The following is a 22,706-nucleotide window of genomic DNA, read 5'->3' as shown; positions in this document are numbered from 1 at the left end:
GACATCGCGCTTCGGGGAGGGAGCTGGTGATGAATCGGCATGAACGGCTGACGGCTTTATTGGACATGGTGGGAGAGCGGGAAAAAGTCGACGTCGAGGTTTCGGCGGGCGAACTCGGTGTCTCCCCCGCGACGATCCGCCGGGACCTCGATCATCTGGCGGGCCGCAACCTCGTGGTCCGCACCCGCGGCGGCGCCGTCGCGAGCAACCTCGCCTACGACCTTCCGTTGCGGCACAAGGCCGCGCGCAACGCACCGGAACAGCAACGGATCTCCGCCGCCGCGGCCAGGATGGTCGATCCGGGCATGGTGGTCGGGCTCAACGGGGGCACCACGAGCACCGAGGTGGGCCGCGCGCTCGCGACCCGGCCGGATATGGGCGAGCCGACCGGCGGGCCGTCGCTCACCGTGGTGACGAACGCGCTCAACATCGCCCACGAACTCGCCGTGCGGCCCAATATCAAGATCGTGGTGACCGGCGGGGTCGCGCGGCAGCAGTCGTTCGACCTGTCCGGGCCGCTGTCGCAGCTGTTCCTCGACCAGATCTCGCTGGATCTGGTGTTCCTCGGCGTGGACGCCTTCGACCCGGTGCACGGCGCGCAGGCGCACCACGAGGGCGACGCGAGCACGAACCGGCTGATGGCGGCCCGCGCCCGGCAGGTCGTCGTCCTCGCCGACAGCGGGAAACTCGGCGGTCACGCCTTCGCGAAGATCTGCGCGACCGCCGACGTCGACGTGCTCGTCACCGACGGCCGGGCCGATCCCGAGCGGGTGCACGCCTTCGAGGAGGAAGGCGTGCGGGTGGTCAAGGCTTGAGGAGGTCCAGTGCCAGCAGGGCCGCGCCGAGCCTGCCCGCCTCGTCACCGAGCCGCGCGATCCGCAGTTCGGGCATCCGCTGGAACTGCAGGTTCGCCGACAGCCAGGCCCGCACCGGTTCGAGGACGTAGTCGCCCGCGGTGAACAGGCCGCCGCCGAGGACGACGACTTCGGGCGCGAGCAGGGTGACCAGGGTCTTGATGCCGTGGCCGAGCCCTTCGAGCGCGTCGTTGACCACGGAGATCGCGGCCTCGTCACCGTGGCGGGCGGCGTCGACCACCTGCTCGGCGCCTTCGGCCTGCCGTCCGGTGTGCTCGCTGTAGCGGCGGGCGATGGCCGACGCGGAGGAGATCGCTTCGAGACAGCCTGTCGCGCCGCACCCGCACAGCAGCCGGTGCCCGACGTCGATATGCCCGATTTCGCCGCCTTGCCCACCCGCGGCGTACAGCTTCCCGTCAAGCTGGAGCGCGGCCGCGATCCCGGTGCCGACCGGGATGAAGGCGGCGTCGGTGCAGCCCTTGCCCGCGCCGACCCGGAACTCCGCGAGCCCGCCGGCGCGGACGTCGTGCCCGAAGGCGAACGGAAGACCGAGCCTGCTGTCGAGCATCTCGCCGAACGGGACGTTCCGGAAGTCGAGGTTCGCCGAGAACCGGGCCACCCGCCCGACCTCGTCGACGATGCCGGGGATGACCACGCCGACGGCGTCCGGCGTACCGGTCCCCGCCTGCTTGCCCAGCGTTTCCACGATCCGCGCGACCTGGTCGGCGAGCGCCTCGCCGTCCGCCCCGCGCGCCGTCGGCTCGCGCAGGCTGGCGAGATCTTTCAGGTCCGCGTCGTACAGGGCCGCCTTGATGGACGTGCCGCCGACATCGAGTGCCGCCACCGCAGGTGTCATGGCTGGATTTTGGCATGCGCGCGTCCGATTGGGTTCGGTCACATTGACCGGAGGCTTCACCGCGACCTACTCTCGATCGGCCAGACGACGGTACCCGGAACGCGGTGAGAATCCGCGCGGTCGCGCCACTGTGACCCCGAGTCATCGGGGAAGCCAGACCCGGAGCCGTCGTGACACCCCTGAAGAGGCCGCGCTAGCCCGAGGAGGTCCCACCGCCATGTCCGAAGCGGTAGCCGCAGTACCCGTCCCCGTCCGGATCCCCGTCCGCGAGATCTTGCCCTGGGCGGTGCTCGTCATCCTCCTTTCGCTGATCGCGCTGTATTTCGTCAGCGCCGAGCAAGGCGCGGTGTCGGTGTTCGCGAACTCGTACGTCCACGAGTTCGTCCACGACGGCCGGCACCTGCTGGCCTTCCCCTGTCACTAGGGCGGCAAGCGCCCCATGATGAGGACCTTGCTGGTCCGCGGCATGCTCGCGGGCCTGGTCGCCGGTGTCCTGGCGACCCTTTTCGCGTACTTCTTCGGTGAGCCTTCGGTCGACACCGCCATCGGCCTGGAGGGCACCGCCGCGCATTCGCACAGCGCGCCCGGTGCCCACGAACACGCCCCGGCCGACGCCGAGGCGGCGGAGGAAGAGCTCGTCACCCGCGGTGTGCAGAGCACCGTCGGCCTGTTGACCGGCGTCGGCCTGTACGGCGTCGCCGTCGGCGGGCTGTTCTCGCTCGCGTTCGCCTTCACCTACGGCCGCCTCGGCACCCTGCGACCGCGGGTGACCGCGGCGCTGCTCGCGGGTGGCGCGTTCGTGGTCGTGTTCCTGGTGCCGTTCTTGAAGTACCCGGGGAATCCGCCCGCGGTCGGCCAGGCGGGCACGATCGGGAGCCGGACTTCCCTGTACTTCGGCTTCGTCGCGCTTTCGCTGCTGGTCGGCATCCTCGCGGCGGCGTTCGGCCGGAAGCTGGCCGACAGGCTCGGTGCCTGGCGTGGCGGCCTGCTCGCCGCGGGCGGGTACGTCGTGGTGATCGCGGTGGCGGCGGCGCTGCTGCCGTCGATCGACGAGGTCCCCGACGGTTTCCCGGGTTCCACGCTGTGGACCTTCCGGCTGGCGTCGGTCGGCACGCAGGTGGTGCTCTGGACCTCGCTCGGCCTGGCCTTCGGGGCGTTGGCCGAGAAGGCGTTGAAGCACAAGGAAGCCGTTCAGGCCTAGACCCCTGGCGGCACGAAAGGCAGAGCGCGGTCGGCACCGTCCTCGATCAATCGCAGGAGCCGGGCGGTGTCGACGTGCTCTTCCACGGCGTCGGCGAGCCTGTCGAGCATGGCCTCCCGCAGCGCGCCGAACCCCGGTGCCCCGGCGGCCGGTGACCAGTCCGCCACCTCGCCCAGCCAGGCGCGCCGGAAACCGTCGTTTTCGAAGGCCCCGTGCCACATCGTGCCCCACACCGCGCCCCGCCGGTACCCGTCCAAAAAGGACTCGGCGGGGCCGGTGGCCGTCACGGTGCCGTGGTGGATCTCGTACGCCTCCACGGATTGACCACGCCACGAACCCGACGGCCGGGCCAGCACCTTGTCGACGCCGAACGAGACGCGGGTCGGCAGCAACCCGAGACCGGGGACCGTTCCCGCGCCGGATTCGACGTCGTCCTCGATCTCGGCGGCCAGCATCTGATAGCCGCCGCAGATCCCCAGCACCGGCCGCCCCGCCTCGGCCCGTGTGCGCACCGCGTCCGCCAGGCCGCGTGCCCGCAGCCACGCCAGATCGTCCACCGTCGCGCGGGAGCCCGGCAGGATCACCACGTCGGCGGAACGGACCGTGTCCGGGTCGGCGGTCAGCGCGACCGAGACCCCGGGCTCGGCGGCGAGCGCGTCGACGTCGGTCGCGTTGGAGGCCCGCGGGAAACGCACGACGGCGACCCGCAGAGACCCGCCGGAGGCGCCCCAGCCCGCGGCGGCCAGCGCGTCCTCCGAGTCGATCCACACCTGGTCGAGCCAGGGCAGCACGCCGAAGACCTCGCGGCCGGTGAGCTTCTCCAGCGTCTCCAGTCCCGGCCGCAGCAGGCCGACGTCACCGCGGAACTTGTTGACCAGCCAGCCCGAAACCAGCGCCTGGTCTTCGGCGGACAGCAGGGCGAGGGTGCCGAACATCGCGGCCATGACCCCGCCGCGGTCGATGTCGCCGACGACGACCACGGGCAGGCCGAAGCGCCGGGCCAGCCCCATGTTGACGTAGTCGCCTTCGCGCAGGTTGATCTCGGCAGGGCTGCCCGCGCCTTCGCACAGCACGACGTCGAAACGCTTTCGCAGCGAAGAGAACGTGTCGAACGCGATCTCGGCGAGCCCGGCCCGGCCCGTCGCGTACTCCCCCGCTTCCAGCGTGCCGAACGGTTTCCCGAGCGCGACGACGTGGCTGCCCCGATCACTCCCGGGTTTCAGCAGCACCGGGTTCATCGCGGCTTCGGGTTCGACGCGGGCCGCCCGCGCCTGCAGCCATTGCGCGCGGCCGATCTCGGCGCCGTCCGCGCACACCATCGAGTTGTTCGACATGTTCTGGGACTTGAACGGCGCGACCCGCACGCCCCGGCGCGCGAGCCAGCGGCACAACGCGGCGGTGACCAGGCTCTTGCCCGCGTCCGACGTCGTCCCCGCGACGAGCAGGCCGCTCACCGCGCGACCGCCACCGCGACGGCGAGCGCGGCGAGGCCGACCGCCTTCGACAACCGGACCGCGCGGCGCACGTCCACCGGCTCCGGCTCGCGGCCGTCACCGAGGACACCGCGGCGTTCGGTGCGGCCGCCGTAGCTGTTCGTCCCGCCCAGCCTGATCCCGAGCGCGCCGGCGAAGGCGGCCTCGACCTGGCCCGCGTTGGGACTCGGATGGTGCTTGCCGTCGCGGCGCCAGATCCGGAACGCGGGTTTGGCGAAGCCGCCCGCCAGCGGCGCCGACACCACGGTGAGCGCCGCGCCGACGCGGGACGGCACCAGATTCGCCAGGTCGTCCGTCCTCGCCGACGCCCAGCCGAAGTTGGCGTACTTCGGCGATCGGTAGCCGACCATCGCGTCGAGCGTGTTGAGCGCGCGATAACCCAGCAGACCGGGGATCCCGGCGACCGCGCCCCACAGCAGCGGCGCGACGACCGCGTCGGAGGTGTTCTCGGCGATGGACTCGGTGGTCGCGCGCGCGAGCTGTTCGGTGTCGAGGCCGGTGGCGTCGCGGGCGCACAGATGCGAAAGCCGCCGCCGGGCGCCGGGCAGGTCGCCGTCGTCGAGCAGGTGGGCCATCCGCGTGCCCTCGGCCGCGAGCCCCTTGCCGCCGAGAACCACCCAAGTGGACGCCGCGGTGAGCGCGAACCTCGCGAAGGGACGCTTCCGCGTCAAGAACTGGGCCGCGACCCCCAATCCGGTGACGGTACCCGCGCAGACCGCGGTGTACGCGGCGCCCCGCACCTTCGAATCGGCGTAAACCCGCTGTTCGAGGGCTTGCGCGGCGCGGCCGAAGCCCGCGACCGGATGCCTCTTCCGTGGATCTCCGAACACGGCGTCGGCGACGTAACCGGTCACGAGTCCGGCTGCGGTGGCGGCTTGTCGGAGTGGCACGTGGCGAACGGTAGCGCGTGCACGAGAATGCGGGGTATGACCAAGCTGACGCATCGCCTCGCGAGGGTCCTGGAGACTCTCGCGCGGGCACTTCGCCGCTATTCGCGCGACGACGGCAAGGTGCTGATACTGGGCGGCGTCCGCTCTGGGAAGTCACACCACGCCGAGCGGCTCGCGTCCCGCCACCCGCACCTGACCTATGTCGCGCCCGGACTGCCGCCGAGCGCCGAAGATCCCGAATGGGCCGCTCGGGTGGCCGCGCACCGCGCGCGGCGGCCGGGCCACTGGAAGACGGTGGAGACCACCGATCTGGCCACGGTGCTGCGCACGGCGACGCATCCGCTGCTCATCGACTGCCTCGGCACGTGGATCAGCCGGGTGCTCGACGAGGTCGGTGCCTGGGAGCAGCGCAAGGGCTGGGAGCGGCGGCTCGACGACCGGCTGGAGGATTTCCTGGCCGCGTGGGCGCAGGCGGACGTGCCGGTGATCGCGGTCAGCAACGAGGTCGGCAGCGGTGTGGTGCCCGCGACGGTGTCCGGACGCGTTTTCCGTGATGTGCTGGGCGCGTTGAACAACCGGGTGTCCGCGGTGTCCGACCGGACCGTGCTGGTCGTCGCCGGACGGATGCTCGACCTGCCCTAGGGAGTTTCCATGCGTATCGCCACCCCGGACGCCGCAGCCGCAGCCGCCGCGCGCGCCAGACTGGACGGGCTGGTCAAACCGCTCGGTTCACTCGGACGGCTCGAAGACCTGGCCGCGTGGCTCAGCGCGGCGCACGGTGCCGTCCCGCCGCGGCCGCTCGACGACGTCCGGGTGGTCGTCTTCGCCGGGGACCACGGGGTTTCCGGCATGTCGGCGTATCCGCGTGAGGTCACCGCGGCGATGGTCCGGGTGTTCCTCGCCGGGAAGAGCGGCGTCAGTGTGCTGGCCGGGCTGGCCGGGGCGAAGGTGCGGGTGCTGGACATCGCGGTGGACTGGGACGGCGCGGACGTGCCCGCCGAGGTCGTCGCGCACAAGGTGCGACGGGGTTCCGGCTCGATCGACGTCGAGGACGCGCTCGCCGAGGGCGAGGCGCGGACGGCGTTCGAGCACGGGCTGGCGATCGCGGACGAGGAGATCGACGGCGGCGCGGATCTGCTCATCCCCGGTGACATGGGGATCGGCAACACGACGATCTGCGCGGCCGTGGTCGCCTCGGTGCTCGGCCTTCTCCCGGAAGACGTCGTCGGTACGGGCACCGGGATCGACGAGGACAGGCGGGCACAGAAGCTGGCGGTCGTCGAGGCCGCGTTGATCAGGGCCGGTGCGGTGAAAGACCCCTTCACGGTGTTGACCGCGCTCGGCAGCGCTTGTCTCGCCGCGACGGCGGGCTTTCTCGTACAGGCGGCGGTTCGCGGGGTGCCGGTGCTGCTCGACGGCGTGTTCTCCGGGGCCGCGGCGCTCGTCGCCCGCGAGATCGCGCCGGGTGCCGAGCAGTGGTGGCTCGCCGGGCACCGGTCGACCGAGCCGTCGCAGGCGTACGCGTTGAAGGCGCTCGACCTGGAGCCGATCCTCGACCTCGGGCTGCGGCTCGGTGAGGGCAGCGGCGCCGTGCAGGCGGTGCCGACGCTGAGGGCGGCGCGGGCGATCCTCGCGGATATGGGCCTGCTGGCGGATCTGGCTTGATCGCCGACGCGCTGAAGATGGCCGTCGGCACCCTGACCACCGTCCGGGTACCGGCGCCCGGAGTGATCGACCGGCGGGTGGCGGGCGGAGCGATGATGCTCGGCCCGCTGGCCGCCGTGCCGCTCGCGGCCGCCGCCACGGTGATCGTCTTCCTGGGTGAGCTGATCGGCCTGCCCGCGTTCGCGTCGGCGGCACTGGCTTTGGGCGCGGTCGCGCTGGGCAGCCGCGGGCTCCATCTGGACGGGCTCGCCGACACGGCCGACGGGCTCGGCGCGTCGTACGACCGCGCCCGGGCGCTGGAGGTCATGCGGCGCGGGGATTCCGGGCCGACCGGGATCGCGACCCTGGTGCTCGTGCTGCTCGTCCAGGTCGGTGCGCTGGCCGGGGCGATCGCGGCCGGACACGGGATCGCGGCGGCCGCGGTGGCGGTCATCGCCGGACGCGGGGTGCTCTCGCTGTGCTGTGCGCGCGGCGTCCCGTCGGCCCGGCCGGAAGGGCTGGGCGCGACCGTCGCCGGTTCGGTGCCGGTGTGGGCGGCGGCCGTGGTTTTCGCCGTGCTGGCGGGCGCGGCGGCGCTGGTGCTGCCGTGGTGGCAAGGGTTGATCGCGGTGGCGCTGGGCTATCTGGCCGCGTCGGCGCTGCTGGCGCGGTGCGTTCAGCGGTTGGGCGGGGTCACCGGGGACGTACTCGGGGGTTGCGTCGAGGTCTCCGTCGCGGGGATTTTGCTCGCTTTGTCGTTCTGAGGAGCCGCCAGTTTCTCGTCGATTTCCGGGATCCAGAAACACAGTTCGAGGGTCTTCATCCCGGCCCAGAGCCCGAACTTGCGGCTCTGCGTGACCAGGGTGAGCGACGCGAGCAGGAACAGCACCGCGAACCCGGCGGCGATGAACGGATGCTTACCGGCGAAGATCTCGACGATCGCGGCGACCGCGCCGAACAGCAGCGGCGGCGCGCAGTTGCGCACCATGAGGCCGGACGCGCGCACCCGCGTGACGTCGGCAGCGACCTCCTTGTCGTGCAGTTGCAAGGCGCCCAACAGCAGATGCGTGTTCTCCTTGAGGAACGGGCGCCCCTCGGCCTCGGGCGTCCGGCGAAGGAACTCCTCGGGGGCATTCCTGCTCCGCCTGCGCGGCACGATCCGCTCCAGCGCTTCCCCGAGCGGATAGGCCAGATAGCCCAGCAGGAAGCTGAGCACCACGATCACGACGATCAGCGCCACGGTCGGCACGCCGCCGATGCTGGCCGCCGTCAGGATGTGGAGCTTCGTCCCGAGGTAGCCGAAGAAGGCGACGTACAGCGCGCCGGGGATGGTGTAGGCGAAGAGATCGAAGACGCCGATCGCGAAGTTCACCGGCCCATCCAACCACTTCGGGCGCGGCGCGACGTCAGAATCCGTGCGCTCGCACGCGATCGGCCCTCCGGCCCGGCCTCGTGTGTCGCGAAAGCCACTTTCGCGACATCTGATGTCCCGAAAGTGGCTTTCGCGACGCTCCTCAAAAAGCCTGCAGCAGTGCCGCCAGGAACCGATCCACCGTCTCCCGGTCCCGTACCGCGATCCGCAGGTACCGCGCGTCCAGCCCCGGGAAGGTGTCCCCGCGGCGGACGGCGAAACCGGTCTCCCGCAACCGTTCCCGAACGCCGTCGGCCCCCGGGAGCCGCACGAGCACGAAGGGCCCCCGAGGCTCCCCCAGCACCTCGACGCCCAGCGCCGCCAGGCCCGAAACCAGGTACTCCCGGTCCGCTTCCGCGGCCACGGCCAGCTTCTCGGCTTCCTCCAGCGCCGCGGGACGGCAACACGCCTCGACGGCGACGGCGGCCAGCGACGACACCGACCACGGGGGCTGCACCGCGCGCAGTCTGTCCACAACGGACTCCTCCGCCAGGACGTATCCGGCGCGCAGCCCGGCGATCCCCCACGTTTTGGTCAGGCTGCGGAGTACGACGAAACCCGGTTGCCCCGCGACGCTTTCGGTCTCGCCGGGGACGGCGTCGAGGAAGGCCTCGTCGACGACGACCAGCCGATCAGGGCGGCCCAGCGCGAGCAGGTCCGCGGCCGGATGCAGCACGGAAGTCGGGTTCGTGGGGTTCCCGACGAAGACCAGGTCCGCCTCCTCCGGGACGTCGCCCAGCCGGAAGCCGTCGTCGGGCGACAGCACCACCCGGTGCACGGCATGGCCGGCCGCGCGCAGAGCGGCTTCGGGTTCGGTGAACTGCGGGTGCACGACCACCGCGTACGACGGCCGCAACGCCGTGGCCAGCAAGGTGAACGCCTCGGCGGCACCGGAGGTCACCAAGACCCGGGACTCGGGCAACGAGTGCCGGGCGGCCACCGCGGCCGTGGCGGCGGTGACATCCGGGTAGGCCGCCAAATCGTCGAGGGCCGCCGCAAGCTCGGCGCGCAGCCAAGCGGGTGGCGCCGGCAGGCGGACGTTGACCGCCAGATCGACGAGACCTTCGCCGACCTCGCGATCGCCGTGGTGCCACAGGTCGTAGTCAGCCATGGGCGTGCACCGCGGCGGCGAACCGCTCGGCGAGTTCGGGGTAGCCCGCCCAGTGGACGTGCAGGTACGACGCGTGCAGGGACGCCGACGCGAACCCGTCGGGAGTGCGGTCCCAGCCCCAGGCCGGGGTCTGGCCACTGCCGGGTTCGATGATCGTGCGGTGGAATTCGTGCCCGGTGACGCGTTGCCCGGCGACCGCGAGGACACTGTCCGCGGGCGAGAAAGCCTTGCGGTATCCGAGTTTTCCGCGTTTCGTCATGGTGGCCGAGGCGTCGAGGACGCCGGTCATCGGCAGCCCGTCGATATCCTGGCACAGGTACAACAGCCCCGCGCATTCCGCCACGACGGGCATTCCGCCGTCGACGGCACGCGCGATCGCCGTCCGCAGGCCGACGTTCGCCGACAGCTCTTCCGCGTGCACCTCGGGGAAACCGCCGCCGAAGTACAGCCCGGCGCAGCCTTCGGGAAGTTTCTTGTCCTGCAAGGGATCCACCTCGACGACGTCGACGCCCGCGGCGGCGAGCAGTTCGACGGCCTCGGTGTAGCGGAAGGTGAACGCCGGACCGGCCGCCGCGGCGACCACCGACCGCCTCCCCTCAACCGCGAAAGGCGGCCGCCAGGGCTCCCCCGAAAGCCGGGAAGCCGATCGGGCGACCTGCACGATCCCGCCGAGGTCCACTCCCTCGCTGATCCAGGCGGCCAGCTCCGGCAGCAGCCGTTCGGACTCGCTCGCCCGTTCCGCCGCCGGGACCAGGCCGAGGTGACGGCTGGGCGCGTGGATCTCTTCGTTGCGGTACAACGTTCCCAGCAGCGGGACGCCGGTCGCCTCCAGCGCGGTGACGATCTCGTCCGCGTGCCGCTGCGAGCCCAGCTTGTTGAGGATGACGCCGGCGAGCCGGACACGGGTGTCGTACTGCGCGAACCCGAGCACGGTCGCGGCGACACTGCGCGACGCGGCCGACGCGTCCACGACGAGCACCACCGGCGCGTCCAGCAACCGGGCCACATGCGCCGTCGAGGCGTAGCCCTCGGTGCCGAGCGCCCCGTCGAACAGACCCATCACGCCTTCGATGACCGCGATGTCGGCACCGGCGGAACCGTGCCGCAGCAACGGGATCAGCCGGTCCTCGCCCTGAAGGAACGGGTCGAGGTTCCGCGGCGGCCGTCCGGTGGCCAGCGCGTGATAGCCCGGGTCGATGAAATCGGGCCCGACCTTGTGCCCGGACACCTTCAGCCCCCGCGCGCGCAACGCCGCCATCAGGCCCGCGGCGATCGTGGTCTTGCCGTGCCCGGAGCCGGGCGCGGCGATGACCACGCGGTTCACCATTCGATGCCTCGCTGGCCCTTTTGCCCGGCGTCCATCGGATGCTTCACCTTCGTCATCTCGGTGACCAGGTCCGCCGCCTCGATCAGCTCCGGCGGCGCGTACCGGCCGGTGATCACCACGTGCTGGTGACCGGGGCGCTCCGTCAGCGTCGAGACGACGTCGTCCACTTCGAGCCAGCCCCATTTGAGCAGGTAGCTGAACTCGTCGAGGACGTAGAAGTCGTGGGTCTCGGCGGCGAGACGGCGTTTGATCTCGGCCCAGCCCTCACGAGCGTTGGCGGCGTGGTCCTCTTCGGATCCGGATTTACGCGCCCAGCTCCAGCCTTCACCCATCTTGTGCCACTCGACCGCGCCGCCCTGGCCGGTGTCCTCGTGCAGTTTGCCCAGCGCGCGGAACGCGGCTTCCTCACCGACGCGCCACTTCGCCGACTTGACGAACTGGAACACGCCGATCGACCAGCCCTGGTTCCACGCGCGCAGCGCCATCCCGAACGCGGCCGTGGATTTGCCCTTCATCTCGCCGGTGTGCACGGCGAGCAGCGGGCGGTTGCGCCGCTGGCGGGTGGTGAGGCCGTCGTTCGGCACCGTTTCCGGTTTACCCTGTGGCATTACGCGGCCCTTCCGGAGATACGTGTGCGTACGGCACCGGCCAAGGTGTCGGCGGCGACCTCGGCGACCGGGACGTGTTCCGCGCCAAGGTGTTCCGCCAGTTCGGCGGCGAGCCCGAGGCGCATCTTCCCGCTCTCGCAGTCCATCACGACCGAGGTCACGTTCCCGGCCAGCAACCCGGCCGCCTGCCGCGCGCGCTGGACGGCGTCGGCGCCGCTGGTCGCCCGGCCGTCGGTGACGACGACGAGCAGCGGACGCCGCAACGGATCACGGACCGCTTCGATGCGCAGGACCCTGGCCGCTTCGAGAAGTCCCTCGGCCAGCGGTGTCCGGCCGCCGGTCGCGAGACCGTCCAAACGGGACGCCGCGGCGTCGACGCTGATCGTGGGCGGGAGCGCGAGTTCGGCACCGGAGGCGCGGAAGGTCACCAGGCCCACCTTGTCCCGGCGCTGGTACGCGTCGAGCAGCAGCGACAGCACGGCGGTCTTGACCTCGCGCATCCGCTGCCGCGCGCCCATCGAGCCGGACGCGTCGACGCAGAACAGCACCAGGTTGCCCTCGCGCCCTTCCCGTCGCGCGAACCGCAGATCCTGGGGCCGCACCATGAGCCCGGCGCCACTCCGGCCGCGAGAACGCTGATGCGGGGCGGCCGCGCGCACGGTCGCGAGCAGATGCGGATGCCCGTCCTTGGTCCCGGCGGGCTGGACGCCGATGGTCCGCCCGTTGTCGGTGATCGCCCTCGACCGCCGTCCGGCGGCGCCCTCGCCGGTGCCCTTCACCTCGAAACGCCTGGCGCGGAAGGCTTCCCCGGCTCCGACCGGCTTCTGGTCGCCGCCGCTCTTGCCGCCGCCCGACGGTTCTTGCCCGCCCTCGGACGGCGGCGGTCCCGAGGTTTCGCCGCCTTCCGGCGGGGTGCCCGAGCCCGGGCCGTCGTCGTCAGGGCCGGGACCTTCGGGTTCGGCGTCCTGCAACGCCTGCTCCAGCTGCTCCTCGGAGATCCCGGGCGCGTCGAAGGGATTGCGGCGACGGCGGTGCGGCAGCGCGAGCCGGGCCGCGACCCGGACGTCGTCGGTGGTCACCTCGGTACGCCCGGCCCAGGCGGCGTGCGCGACCGCGGTCCGCGCGGTCACGATATCCGCGCGCATCCCGTCGACCTCGAACGACGCACAGACCTCGGCGATCTGCCGCAGCGCGTCGTCCGGCAGTTTGACCGACGGCAGAAGTCGTTGCGCCGCCTCGATGTCGGCGGCGAGTTCGGCGTCGGCCGCGGCGTACTGACCGGCGAAACCATCGGGGTCCGCCTCGTAGGCGAGCCGCCGCCGGACGACCTCGACCCGCAGTTCGGGATCCCGGCTCGACGCGACCTCGACGGTGAGCCCGAAGCGGTCCAGCAGCTGCGGCCGCAGCTCGCCTTCCTCGGGGTTCATCGTGCCGATCAGGACGAACCGGGCCGCGTGCGACACCGATACACCCTCGCGTTCGACGGTCGCCCGGCCCATGGCGGCGGCGTCGAGCAGCGTGTCGACCAGGTGGTCGTGCAGGAGGTTGACCTCGTCCACGTACAGCAGCCCGCGATGCGCGGCCGCGAGCAGGCCGGGCTGGAAGTCGGTGACACCGTCCGCGAGCGCGCGTTCCAGGTTCAGCGAGCCGATCACGCGGTCTTCGGCCGCGCCGACCGGCAGCTCCACCAGCCGCGCGGGACGACGATGGGCGGGCGAACCTTCGGCGTGCGGGCCGTCCGGGCACGCCGGGTCGGGCTCGACGGGATCGCAGGAGAACCGGCACGCGTCCACGACGTCGACGCCCGGCAGCAGACCGGCCAGCGCCCGCACCATCGTGGATTTCGCCGTGCCCTTCTCACCACGCACGAGCACCCCGCCGACGGCGGGCGAGATGGAGGAAAGCACCAGCGCCAGGCGCAGATCCGGCATCCCCACAACGGCGGTGAACGGGTACGGCTTCACAGCTCTCCCTGTCGTCGACGACCTCCGGCCGATCATCGCATAGGAATTCCGTCATCTAACGTGACGAGCGTGCGCGAAAAATCACCCCTGACGGTCGTCGGGATCGGAGCCGACGGCTGGCCCGGTCTGTCTTCGCAGGCCAGGGAAGCGGTGCTGAACGCCGACGTGGTCGTGGGCTCGCCGCGGCAGCTCGCGTACCTGCCGGCCGGGATGAAATCCGAGCCATGGCCGAGCCCGCTCCTTCCCGGCCTGGACGCCTTCCTCGCCGAGCGGGAAGGCCGCGTCTGCGTGCTGGCCAGCGGCGATCCGCTGCTGTCCGGTATCGGCACGACGCTGATCCAGCGCGGCTACGACGTCGAGGTCGTGCCCGCCCTCTCCTCGGTGACACTCGCCCGCGCGAAGCTCGGCTGGCCGGCGGAGGAGACCGAGGTGGTCACCGTCGTCGGCCGCGCGATCGCCCGGGTGGGCCGCGCGCTCGCGCCCGGCCGGAAGATCCTCGTCCTCGGCGCGAACGCCGAAGACCTGCTCGACCTGCTCAAAACCCGCGGTTACGGCAAGAGTCGCGTCACCGCGCTGTCCGACCTCGGCGGCCCCGACGAACGGGTGGGCCCCGGCTCGCTGACCGTGTTCGCCATCGAGGCCGACGGTCCCGCGCTGCCGCTGACCGGGCTGCCGGACGACGCCTTCGAGCACGACGGCCAGCTCACCAAACGTGACCTCCGCGCGTCCGCGCTGGCCAGGCTCGCGCCGTCGCCCGGCGAACTGCTGTGGGACGTCGGTGCGGGCGCGGGCAGCGTCGGGATCGAGTGGTCCCGCATGCATCCGCTGAACCGGGCGATCGCGATCGAGCGGTCGCCGGAGCGAGCCGCCCGGATCACCCGGAACGCGGACACGCTCGGCGTCCCGGAACTCGACGTGGTGATCGGCGCGGTACCGGACGCCCTCGAAGGACTTACCACCCCGCAAGCGATCTTCATCGGCGGCGGGCTGACCGTGCCCGGCGTTCTGGACGCCTGCCTGGCGACCGGGGCGCGGATCGTCGCGCACGGCGTGACCCTCGAATCCGAACAGGCCCTGGCCCGCGCGTACGGCGAACACGGCGGGGAGCTGATCCGCGTCGCGGTCGAACAGGCCGCGCCGCTGGGCGGATTCACCGGCTGGACCCCGGCGCGGGCCGTGACACAGTGGAGCAAGGCGTGACAGTGCACTTCATCGGCGCCGGTCCCGGCGCCGCCGATCTCATCACCGTGCGAGGCCGTGACCTGCTCGGCCGCTGCGAAACCTGCCTGTACCCCGGCAGCATGACACCCACGGACCTGCTCGCCTATTGCCCGGACGACGCGGTGCTCGTCGACACCGCGAACCTCGACCTGCCCGCGATCGTCGAGCGCATGGTCGAAGCCCACGCGAAGGGCCACGAGATCGCGCGGCTGTGCTCGGGTGATCCGTCGATCTACAGCGCGGTCGCCGAACAGATGCGCCGCCTCGACGCGGCGGGCGTGCCGTACGACGTCACGCCGGGTGTCCCCTCGTTCGCCGCCGCGGCCGCGCTGCTCAACCGCGAATTGACCGTGCCCGAGGTCGGGCAGAGCCTGGTCATCACGCGTGCCCAGGCCAGGTCCACGGCCATGCCGCCGGGGGAAACGCTGGCGAACTTCGCGCGTACCGGCACCACGCTCGCGCTGCATCTGGCGATCAACCGCATCGAGCAAGTAGTCGACGAACTGCGGCCGTTCTATCGCGAAGACTGCCCGGCGGCGGTGGTGGCGCTGGCGAGCCAGCCGGGTGAACAGGTGCTGCGCGGCACGCTCGGCACCATCGCGGCGCAGTCCCGCGAAGCCGGGATCAGCCGCGCGGCGATGATCTTCGTCGGGGAAGTCCTTGCGGCCGAAGGGTTTCCCGACAGTTTCCTGTACTCGGCCGCCAGGGATCGCGCTAGTCAACCGGAGTCGTTGTGAAAAGCCTTCGCTGGGGCCTGCTGGCCGCCGGGACCATCGCCGCCGAGTTCGCCGCGGGCGTCGAAGAGAGCAAACACGGCGTCCTCGAAGCCGTCGCCGCACGATCCGGCGACCGGGCGGCCGAGTTCGCGAGCCGCTTCGAGATCCCGAAATGCTACGGCGCCTACGAAGACCTGCTCGCCGATCCGGACGTCGACGCGATCTACATCTCGACGCCGCATCCACTGCACGGCGAATGGGCGATCCGCGCCGCGGAAGCGGGCAAGCACATCCTGTGCGAGAAACCGCTGACGATATCCGTCGCCGAAGCCGAGAAGGTCATCGAAGCCGCCCGCGCGAACGACGTCTTCCTCATGGAGGCGTTCATGTACCGGCTGCATCCGCAGATCCGGCGGCTGGCCGAGCTGATCTCCTGCGGCGCCATCGGTGAGGTCCGCGCCGTGGACGTCGCCTTCAGCTACAACTTCGCCGTCCCCCGGCTCACCGATCCCGCGCTGGGCGGCGGCGGGATCTTCGACGTCGGCTGCTACTGCACGTCACTCGCGCGGCTGGTCTCACAGGCGGCGACCGGGCAAAGCGTCGTCGAGCCCGAAGAGGTGCTCGGGATGGCGAGGCTCGACGAGAACGGCGTCGACGAGGTGGCGTTCGGGCTGCTGCGGCTGCCGGGCGGGATCCTCGCGCAGCTGGCCTGCGGTTTCCAGCTGACGCAGGACGACCACATCCGCGTGTACGGCTCGGAAGGGCAGCTGTACGTGCCGAAACCGGCGTGGATCCACGAAATGCGCAAGCCGAAGACGTCGCAGATCGTCCTCACGCCGGAAGGCGGCGCGCCCGAGGTGATCGAAGTCGAAGCGACACAAGGCCTTTTCGCCCGCGAAGCCGACCACGTCGCCGCACATCTCGCCGACCGGCAAGCGCCCGAACTCACCTGGGCGGAGACGCTCGCGAACCTGCGCACGCTGGAGCGGTGGCGCGCGGCCGTAGCTCGATGACGCTGCTGATCCTGGGCGGCACCGGCGAAGCACGCGAGCTCGCGAAGGAACTGGTGGCACGCGGTGAGCACGTCGTGTCGTCGCTCGCGGGCCGTGTCGAGCGCCCGAAACTGCCGGATGGCGAAGTCCGCGTCGGTGGCTTCGGCGGTCCGGAAGGGCTCGCGCGCTGGCTGACGGAGAACGACGTCGGCGCGGTGATCGACGCCACGCATCCCTTCGCCGAACGCATCGGCTCGAACGCCGCCGAAGCCGCAAGCGTGACGGGGACACCGCTGCTCAGGCTCGCCAGGCCCGGCTGGACCGCGCAGCCCGGCGACACCTGGCACTGGGCCGACGACCTCGGCCACGCCGCACGGCTGCTCCCGGCGCTCGGCGAACGCGTGTTCCTCACCAGCGGACGTCAAGGTCTCGCCGCCTTCGCGGGGCTCGACCTCTGGTTCCTGATCCGCTGCGTCGACCCGCCGGAGGCACCGCTCCCCCGGCGGCACGAAGTCCTGCTGGACCGAGGGCCGTACACGGTGGAGAAGGAACGCGCGCTCATGGAGCGGCACGGTGTCGAGGTCCTCGTCACCAAGGACAGCGGTGGCGCGATGACCGCGGCGAAGCTCACCGCGGCGCGCGGGCTCGGCCTTCCGGTGGTCGTCGTACGGCGGCCTCGTCGGCCCGAAACGGCCAGCGTAACGACAGTTCAGGACGCCATAACCTGGCTCGGCGGCAGGACGAAGGGCAGCCCTGCGTAAGCCGTTCGGACCAGACCCGTTAGCGTTGCGCCGATGCGTTTGATCGCTGTCACGCTGGGGTTGCTGTCCGCCTTGTGCGCATTGGCTTTCCCCTTCCTGCCGGTGGTGCAGGACACAGCGGAGGTCGTCTGGCCAACGGGCGGCGACACCCGCTCCGTCAACGCGCCCTTGACCGGGTACTGGGCGCAGGACCTGCGCGTCGACCTGCCGTGCACGACCGTCCGTTCGCTGGACGCGCGTTCGCAGGGCCAGGCGCTGTTGTTCTCCACCGTTCCCGACGGCCGCACCGACCCGCGCGCGGGCAAGGGCGTCGGCCTCCAGCTGCGCATCGACAACGGCGTGCTGCTCGCCTCCAGCCAGGGGCAGCAGATCGTGCAGCAGCCGCTACCCGAGAACAAATGCGATATCAAGCTCCGTGCGGACGCGAACCAGATGACGGTGACCGTCGCCGAGACCGTGGTGTTCCACGCCGAGGGCGACGTCCGGCCGCGGCTGGTCGGGATCTACTCGTCGATCAACGCGGGCAAGGACCCGATCGCCGGCCTGCACGTCTCGGTCGTCCCGGACACCCGCTACCAGACCTCGCCGACCGTGTGGAAGTGGATCATCGGCGTCATCGCGGCGCTGTCGTTCATCGGCTGCCTGATCGCGGTGTGGCGGATGGACTCCGGATTCGCCCGCCGCGCGCCGCGCTGGGCGCCGGTCGGCTGGTGGCGGCTGACCGCCCGCGACGCGACGGTGATCATCGCGCTCGGCGCCTGGGTGTTCATCGGCCCGGTCACCTCGGACGACGGCTACATCCTCACGATGTCGAGAGTGGCCGAAGAGACCGGCTACCTCACGAACTACCACCGATGGTTCGGGGTCGCCGAAGCGCCGTTCGGCTGGTTCTACCACGTGTATCAGCTGATGGCGCATGTCAGCACGGTGCCGCCGTGGATCCGGCTCCCGTCGTTCCTGCTCGGCGTGCTGAGCTGGCTGCTGATCAGTCGTGAGGTCATGCCGCGGCTGGGCACCCAGGTCCGCACGAGCCGCGCCGCCGGCTGGGCGGCCGCCGCGGTGTTCCTGGTCTGGTGGATGCCGTTCAACAACGGTGTCCGGCCGGAACCGGTGGCCGCGCTGGGCTCGCTGCTGGCGATCTGCGCCGTCGAGCGCGCGCTGGTGACCCGCCGTCTGCTGCCGTTGTGCCTCGGGCTGACCGCGGCCGGGTTCACCCTGGCCGCGACGCCGACCGGGCTGATCGCGGTCGCGCCGTTCCTGGTCGCCGCGCGCCCGCTGTACAAACTGGTCCGCCAGCGGGCCGAGAACGGCTGGCTGCCGGTGCTCGCGCCGGTGCTGGCCGCCGGGCTGCTCGTGCTGGTCGTGGTGTTCGCCGACCAGACCTTCGCCACCGTGCAGGAGGCGACTCGGATCCGCACCCTGGTCGGCCCGAACCTGTCGTGGTTCCAGGAACTCGCGCGCTACCAGCTGCTCTTCGAAAGCCTGCCGGACGGCTCCGTGCCACGCCGGTTCCCCGTGCTGCTGGTGCTGCTCTGCACCGGGACCTGTCTGGTGGTGCTGCTGCGCCGCGGCCGCATCCCCGGCGCGGCACTCGGCCCCAGCCGCCGCCTGATCGGCACGGTCGCGCTGTTCTTCCTGCTGCTGGCGCTGACCCCGACCAAGTGGACGCACCACTTCGGCGCGTTCGCCGCGGTCGGCGCGGCGATGGCGGCGTTGACCGCGCTGGCGACCAGTTCGACGGTGCTGAGGTCCAGGCGCAACCGTGCCGCGTTCCTCGCCGGGTTGCTCGTGGTCGGCGCGCTGGCCGCGACCGGGCCCAACTCGTACTGGTTCGTCTCGAAACTCGGCGTGCAGTGGACGGCGGTGGCGCCGTCGATCGGCGGGATCCCGCTGTCGACGATCCTGCTGATCGCGGCCGCGATCTCCGGGGTGTACGCGTTCGTGGAGAACGTCCGCGCGCACCGGCCCGGCCTGCAGGCGGGACCGCAGGAGGGGCGGAGCCGGTCGCTGCGGCTCGGTTCGCTCTCGCTGGTGGTCGTCTGCGGCCTGATGGCCACGGGCGAGTTCGTCAGCATGGCGTGGGCGATCCACAACCAGTCGGGCTCCTACAGCCTCGGCGCCGCGAACTTCGGGCATCTGTTCGGCAAGAGCTGCAACCTCTCCGACCACGTGATGGTGGAACGGGACGCCGCGACCAGCATCCTGCGGGCCCAGCCCGAACAGCGAACGGTCCCGGTGAAGAAGGAGGAACCGCCCGCCGGGCAGACCCCGCCGCCGCTGCCCGATCCCGAGCAGGACAACGGCCGGGTGCAGACCGGGTTCCACACCCGCGCGATCGACGACAAGGATCCGCTGGCCGAACCGCCGCACGGCTTCAAACCCGACGAAGTCCCGATGTGGAGCAGCTTCCTCGACCCCGAGACGCGGGCCGGGCGGCTGCGCAGCGACTGGTACGCGCTCTCCGAGAAGCCCGCCGACGGCCAGATCGTGGTCGCCACCGCGGGCGCGGCCCGGCGGCCGACGTCGGTCAGCCTCGATTACGGCGTGAACACCCCCGAAGGCGTGAAGGTCGTCCGCAGCCAGTTCGTGCTGCCGCCCGGCGCCGGGACCAACGGCTGGAACGACACCCGGATCAACCTGCGCGACCTCCCCGCCGAGACGACGTCCGTGCGGATCAACATCGTCGACAACGACCTCACCGAGGACGGCTGGATCGCCGCGTCCGCGCCCCGCGTGCCGACGTTCACCACGCTGACCGAGAAGATCGCGGGCAAGCCGGTGTACGTCGACTGGCCCGCGTCGTTCGTCTACCCGTGCGTGCAGCCGGTGACCTCGCACGACGGCATCTCGAAGATGCCCGAGTACCGGATCACCGCCGGCGCCGTGGCCGACGAGGCGAACTGGGCGTCCAGCACCAACGGCGGCCCGATCGGCTGGCTCGAAGAGGTCGCGGCCGAACCCGAGGTGCCCAGCTACCTGATCGGCCAGCCGAGCCAGTCGTGGGGCCAGCTGCTGCAGGTCGAACCGTTCACCGAGGGGATCGCGCCGACGATCGTCCACGGCGAGAAGGTCGTCCCCGGCTGGTGGTCACCCGGTCCGGGCCCGCGCCAACCGAACGGCAAGGACCCAACGCGCTAGCACGCGTGATCAGCCGGACGGCACGCGTGATTGAACGGACGACACCTGTGATCAGACGGACGGCGAGAGTGTCGTCCGTCTGATCACGAGTGTCGTCCATCCAGTCACGCGTGTCGTCCGCTCAGGCCCGCCAGCGCGGGCGGCAGCGAGCCTTCGTGAAGGACGCCGAGCCGCTGCGTAGCGCGCGTCAGCGCCACATAGAGCTCAGCGGCACCTCGCGGTCCGTCGGCCAGGATCCGTTCCGGGTCCACGACGAGAACGGCGTCGAATTCGAGTCCCTTCGTCTCCGAGGCGGGTACCGTGCCGGGCACCCCGGGCGGCCCGATCACGACACTGGTGCCTTCACGCCCGGCCTCGTCCTTGACGAACTCCTCGATGGCACCCGCCAGGGAATCCGCGCCGACCTGCCGCGCCCACGGCCGGACACCGTTGGACCGCACCGATTCCGGCGCCCGGACCTCGGGCGCGAACTCGGCGAGCACCGACGCCGCGACCGCCATGATCTCCGCCGGGGTGCGGTAGTTCACCGTCAGCGAGCGGTACACCCAGCGACCCGGCACGTACGGCGCTAGCATCGCGTCCCACGAGCGCGCCCCGGCCTCGGACCGGCGCTGCGCCAGATCGCCGACGACGGTGAACGACCGGTTGGGGCAGCGCCGCATCAGCACCCGCCAGTCCATTTCGGACAGTTCCTGCGCCTCGTCGACCACGACGTGCCGGTATGTCCAGTCCCGGTCCGCCGAGGCACGCTCGACGAGGCTCCGCGTGTCGTGCTCGACGAACCGGTCGGCGAGTTCGTCGGCGAAGAGCAGGTTCTCCGCCGACAGCATGATGTCCTCGTCCATCTCCTCGCGGTCGAGCTTCATCGTGTCGAGCACACCTTCGGCGTACTCGGCCTCGGCCTTCTTCTCCCGCGCGAGCGCCTGTTCCGCGGCCTGATCCGCCGCCTTGTCACGGCCGAGCAGGTCGACGAGTTCGTCGAGCAGCGGCATGTCCGACACCGTCCAGGCTTCCCCGTCGGCGCGCAGCAACGCCTGGTCGGCCCCCGCAGCACGAAGCCGCTCCGGGGACGAGAGCAGCGATCCCAGCAGGCTTTCCGGCGTCAGGATCGGCCAGAGCGCGTCGAGCGCGGCGGTGAACGTCTCGCTCTCCGCCAGTTCCTTCAGCAGGTCCTTCCGCAGCCGCTCCCATTCGTCCCGGTCGTCCCGGCTGAGCCAGCCGCGGCCGATCCGCGCGATCGCCCGCTCGGTCAGGACGTAGGTGACGATGTCGGTGAACGTCCCGCGCGCCTCGTTGTGCGGCAGGCCGCTCTTGCGCGCCTCGTCCCTCGCCCATTCCGCGGTCTCGGCGTCGATCCGCACGGTGACGTCGGCGAGGTCGATCAGCACCGGCTCCTCCGGCAGCCGCTGCCGGTCGGCGACGGCGGCCTTGAGGACGTCCAGCATCTTCAGCGAACCCTTGAGCCGTGTGGCCTCCGGGCCGTCCTCGGCGGTGACGTGCTTGCCGGGCACGAAATCGCCGGTGGTCATGAACACCACGTCGGTCTCGCCCAGCGACGGCAGGACGCGGCCGATGTGGTGCAGGAACGCCGGATTCGGCCCCACCACGAGCACCCCGTGGCGCTCCATCCGCTCGCGCTGCGTGTAGAGCAGGTACGCGACGCGGTGCAGCGCGACCACGGTCTTCCCGGTACCCGGCCCGCCCTCGATCACGAGCACCCCGGGGTGCTCGTGCCGGATGATCTCGTCCTGTTCGGACTGGATCGTCGCGACGATGTCGCGCATCCCCTCGCCACGCGGCGCGTTGACCGCCGCGAGCAGCGCCGCGTCACCCTCCGCGTCGCCGCCGGGGCGGCCGAACACCTCGTCGGTGAACCCGAGCAGCTCACGGCCGTGGGTGTGGAACTGGCGGCGACGGCGCATCTTCTCCGGCGTCGCGGCGGTCGCGGTGTAGAACGGGCGCGCCGCCGGCGCCCGCCAGTCGAGCAGCACCGGTTCGTAGTCGTTCTCCTCGTCGAAGAGACCGATGCGGCCGATGTGGGCGGTCTCCCCCGCCAGGCTGTCCAGCCTGCCGAAGCACAGCCCGTTGTCGACGACGTCCAGCCGCCGCGACTCCCTGGCCAGCGCGCGTACCTCTACGTCACGTTCCATGGCCGTCCCGCCGGTCCCGCCCAGCGCGGCCTGGTACTCCCCCTTCACACGCGCGCGTTCGGCGTCCAGGCGCGTGTAGAGCCCGGCGACGTACTCGCGTTCGGACCGGAGCTCTTCTTCATGACCCTGAGTTGACACAGACTCCCATTTCACCAGGTTTCGGCTACGGCGAGTGAGTCTGAGGCATCACCGGGGTCTTGTGGCAAGTCCCCCCATGCGCTATATGTTTATTACGGAGGGAGTTACCCCGTCTACTTCTCGGCCCGGTCGGGCCCTGTGTCCACGCAAGTCGACGTGTCGCGAAAGCCACTTTCGCGACCCGTTTTTTTAACAAAAAGGGTGTTAAGCCAACCCCCCCCCCCCCCCAAT

The 22,706-nt window shown here is 71.2% G+C and carries 20 protein-coding genes; 11 read left to right on the top strand and 9 right to left on the bottom strand.

The features are described from left to right. Positions 1-29 precede the first annotated feature (29 nt). On the top strand, positions 30-815 hold the full coding sequence (locus ACIBTM_RS23805) for a DeoR/GlpR family DNA-binding transcription regulator (protein ID WP_395879273.1): 786 nt from the start codon (positions 30-32) through the stop codon (positions 813-815). Here ACIBTM_RS23805 and ACIBTM_RS23800 read toward each other — a convergent pair. Then, the gene (locus ACIBTM_RS23800; protein ID WP_395879410.1) at positions 805-1,698 is read right to left on the bottom strand and encodes an ROK family protein; all 894 of its coding nucleotides are present in this window, start codon (positions 1,696-1,698) and stop codon (positions 805-807) included. The two genes, ACIBTM_RS23805 and ACIBTM_RS23800, sit on opposite strands and share 11 nt — an antisense overlap. Before the next feature lie 229 nt (positions 1,699-1,927). On the opposite strand from ACIBTM_RS23800, the gene ACIBTM_RS23795 reads away from it, so the two are divergent. Then, positions 1,928-2,134 (top strand): CbtB-domain containing protein, encoded by a 207-nt coding sequence (locus ACIBTM_RS23795; protein ID WP_020634341.1) that lies wholly within the window; start codon positions 1,928-1,930, stop codon positions 2,132-2,134. Between the two features lie 15 nt (positions 2,135-2,149). Further along, positions 2,150-2,911, top strand: a complete 762-nt coding sequence (locus ACIBTM_RS23790; protein ID WP_395879272.1) for a CbtA family protein — start codon at positions 2,150-2,152, stop codon at positions 2,909-2,911. On the opposite strand, the gene ACIBTM_RS23785 is transcribed toward ACIBTM_RS23790, so the two are convergent. Together ACIBTM_RS23785 and ACIBTM_RS23780 are read right to left on the bottom strand one after the other, a co-directional pair. Beyond that, entirely contained in the window at positions 2,908-4,365 is a 1,458-nt protein-coding gene (locus ACIBTM_RS23785) for a cobyric acid synthase (RefSeq protein ID WP_395879271.1), read from the bottom strand. The two genes, ACIBTM_RS23790 and ACIBTM_RS23785, sit on opposite strands and share 4 nt — an antisense overlap. After that, complete coding sequence (locus ACIBTM_RS23780; RefSeq protein WP_395879270.1) at positions 4,362-5,294, bottom strand: cobalamin biosynthesis protein; 933 nt, start codon at positions 5,292-5,294, stop codon at positions 4,362-4,364. The genes ACIBTM_RS23785 and ACIBTM_RS23780 overlap by 4 nt, the downstream gene beginning before the upstream one ends. Positions 5,295-5,330: 36 nt before the next feature. On the opposite strand from ACIBTM_RS23780, the gene ACIBTM_RS23775 reads away from it, so the two are divergent. From ACIBTM_RS23775 to ACIBTM_RS23765, 3 genes are read left to right on the top strand one after another with little or no spacing between them, the layout of a single operon-like run. Next, entirely contained in the window at positions 5,331-5,936 is a 606-nt protein-coding gene (locus ACIBTM_RS23775) for a bifunctional adenosylcobinamide kinase/adenosylcobinamide-phosphate guanylyltransferase (protein WP_395879269.1), read from the top strand. A 9-nt stretch (positions 5,937-5,945) separates the two neighbouring features. Further along, positions 5,946-6,959, top strand: a complete 1,014-nt coding sequence (cobT, locus tag ACIBTM_RS23770; RefSeq protein ID WP_395879268.1) for a nicotinate-nucleotide--dimethylbenzimidazole phosphoribosyltransferase — start codon at positions 5,946-5,948, stop codon at positions 6,957-6,959. Next, the gene (locus ACIBTM_RS23765) at positions 6,956-7,702 is read left to right on the top strand and encodes an adenosylcobinamide-GDP ribazoletransferase (RefSeq protein WP_395879267.1); all 747 of its coding nucleotides are present in this window, start codon (positions 6,956-6,958) and stop codon (positions 7,700-7,702) included. The genes cobT and ACIBTM_RS23765 overlap by 4 nt, the downstream gene beginning before the upstream one ends. Here the strand turns inward: ACIBTM_RS23765 and ACIBTM_RS23760 are convergent. The 5 genes from ACIBTM_RS23760 to ACIBTM_RS23740 all read right to left on the bottom strand — a co-directional run bounded on the left by ACIBTM_RS23760 (position 7,615) and on the right by ACIBTM_RS23740 (position 13,359). Then, complete coding sequence (locus ACIBTM_RS23760) at positions 7,615-8,310, bottom strand: hypothetical protein (protein ID WP_395879266.1); 696 nt, start codon at positions 8,308-8,310, stop codon at positions 7,615-7,617. The genes ACIBTM_RS23765 and ACIBTM_RS23760 overlap by 88 nt on opposite strands. A gap of 142 nt (positions 8,311-8,452) precedes the next feature. Beyond that, positions 8,453-9,460 (bottom strand): Rv2231c family pyridoxal phosphate-dependent protein CobC, encoded by a 1,008-nt coding sequence (cobC, locus tag ACIBTM_RS23755; RefSeq protein WP_395879265.1) that lies wholly within the window; start codon positions 9,458-9,460, stop codon positions 8,453-8,455. After that, positions 9,453-10,787: a cobyrinate a,c-diamide synthase gene (locus ACIBTM_RS23750; protein WP_395879264.1), complete on the bottom strand. Its 1,335-nt coding sequence runs from the start codon at positions 10,785-10,787 to the stop codon at positions 9,453-9,455. Before ACIBTM_RS23750 ends, cobC begins: the two co-directional genes overlap by 8 nt. Beyond that, positions 10,781-11,395, bottom strand: coding sequence for a cob(I)yrinic acid a,c-diamide adenosyltransferase (cobO, locus tag ACIBTM_RS23745; protein WP_395879263.1), 615 nt, complete (start codon positions 11,393-11,395; stop codon positions 10,781-10,783). The genes ACIBTM_RS23750 and cobO overlap by 7 nt, the downstream gene beginning before the upstream one ends. Beyond that, complete coding sequence (locus ACIBTM_RS23740; RefSeq protein WP_395879262.1) at positions 11,395-13,359, bottom strand: putative cobaltochelatase; 1,965 nt, start codon at positions 13,357-13,359, stop codon at positions 11,395-11,397. Before ACIBTM_RS23740 ends, cobO begins: the two co-directional genes overlap by 1 nt. A 60-nt stretch (positions 13,360-13,419) precedes the next feature. Here ACIBTM_RS23740 and cbiE point away from each other — a divergent pair, with 60 nt between their 5' ends. From cbiE to ACIBTM_RS23715, 5 genes are read left to right on the top strand one after another with little or no spacing between them, the layout of a single operon-like run. After that, positions 13,420-14,559 carry a precorrin-6y C5,15-methyltransferase (decarboxylating) subunit CbiE gene (gene cbiE, locus ACIBTM_RS23735; RefSeq protein WP_395879261.1) on the top strand — a complete coding sequence of 380 codons (1,140 nt, stop codon included), beginning with the start codon at positions 13,420-13,422 and terminating at the stop codon, positions 14,557-14,559. Further along, on the top strand, positions 14,556-15,317 hold the full coding sequence (cobM, locus tag ACIBTM_RS23730; protein WP_395879259.1) for a precorrin-4 C(11)-methyltransferase: 762 nt from the start codon (positions 14,556-14,558) through the stop codon (positions 15,315-15,317). The genes cbiE and cobM overlap by 4 nt, the downstream gene beginning before the upstream one ends. Further along, on the top strand, positions 15,314-16,309 hold the full coding sequence (locus ACIBTM_RS23725) for a Gfo/Idh/MocA family protein (protein ID WP_395879258.1): 996 nt from the start codon (positions 15,314-15,316) through the stop codon (positions 16,307-16,309). Before cobM ends, ACIBTM_RS23725 begins: the two co-directional genes overlap by 4 nt. Beyond that, entirely contained in the window at positions 16,306-17,049 is a 744-nt protein-coding gene (locus ACIBTM_RS23720) for a cobalt-precorrin-6A reductase (protein WP_395879257.1), read from the top strand. The genes ACIBTM_RS23725 and ACIBTM_RS23720 overlap by 4 nt, the downstream gene beginning before the upstream one ends. Before the next feature lie 33 nt (positions 17,050-17,082). Further along, a complete protein-coding gene (locus ACIBTM_RS23715; protein ID WP_395879255.1) occupies positions 17,083-20,187 on the top strand; it encodes an arabinosyltransferase domain-containing protein in 3,105 nt (1,034 codons plus the stop codon). Positions 20,188-20,291: 104 nt separating this feature from the next. Here the strand turns inward: ACIBTM_RS23715 and helR are convergent, their stop codons facing one another. Continuing rightward, complete coding sequence (helR, locus tag ACIBTM_RS23710) at positions 20,292-22,475, bottom strand: RNA polymerase recycling motor ATPase HelR (protein WP_395879253.1); 2,184 nt, start codon at positions 22,473-22,475, stop codon at positions 20,292-20,294. Positions 22,476-22,706 lie beyond the last annotated feature (231 nt).

The organism is Amycolatopsis sp. NPDC049868 (assembly GCF_044461365.1).
Lineage (GTDB): Bacteria > Actinomycetota > Actinomycetes > Mycobacteriales > Pseudonocardiaceae > Amycolatopsis.
This window is presented reverse-complemented; position numbering and strand designations above follow the sequence as displayed.

What these genes read in the sequence shown, in the direction of transcription:
- ACIBTM_RS23805 (WP_395879273.1), top strand. Translation starts at nt 30, where the DNA reads ATGAATCGGCATGAACGGCTGACGGCTTTATTGGACATGGTGGGAGAG.
- ACIBTM_RS23795 (WP_020634341.1), top strand. Translation starts at nt 1,928, where the DNA reads ATGTCCGAAGCGGTAGCCGCAGTACCCGTCCCCGTCCGGATCCCCGTC.
- ACIBTM_RS23790 (WP_395879272.1), top strand. Translation starts at nt 2,150, where the DNA reads ATGATGAGGACCTTGCTGGTCCGCGGCATGCTCGCGGGCCTGGTCGCC.
- ACIBTM_RS23775 (WP_395879269.1), top strand. Translation starts at nt 5,331, where the DNA reads ATGACCAAGCTGACGCATCGCCTCGCGAGGGTCCTGGAGACTCTCGCG.
- cobT (WP_395879268.1), top strand. Translation starts at nt 5,946, where the DNA reads ATGCGTATCGCCACCCCGGACGCCGCAGCCGCAGCCGCCGCGCGCGCC.
- cobC (WP_395879265.1), bottom strand. Translation starts at nt 9,460, where the DNA reads ATGGCTGACTACGACCTGTGGCACCACGGCGATCGCGAGGTCGGCGAA.
- ACIBTM_RS23750 (WP_395879264.1), bottom strand. Translation starts at nt 10,787, where the DNA reads ATGGTGAACCGCGTGGTCATCGCCGCGCCCGGCTCCGGGCACGGCAAG.
- cobO (WP_395879263.1), bottom strand. Translation starts at nt 11,395, where the DNA reads ATGCCACAGGGTAAACCGGAAACGGTGCCGAACGACGGCCTCACCACC.
- ACIBTM_RS23720 (WP_395879257.1), top strand. Translation starts at nt 16,306, where the DNA reads ATGACGCTGCTGATCCTGGGCGGCACCGGCGAAGCACGCGAGCTCGCG.
- ACIBTM_RS23715 (WP_395879255.1), top strand. Translation starts at nt 17,083, where the DNA reads ATGCGTTTGATCGCTGTCACGCTGGGGTTGCTGTCCGCCTTGTGCGCA.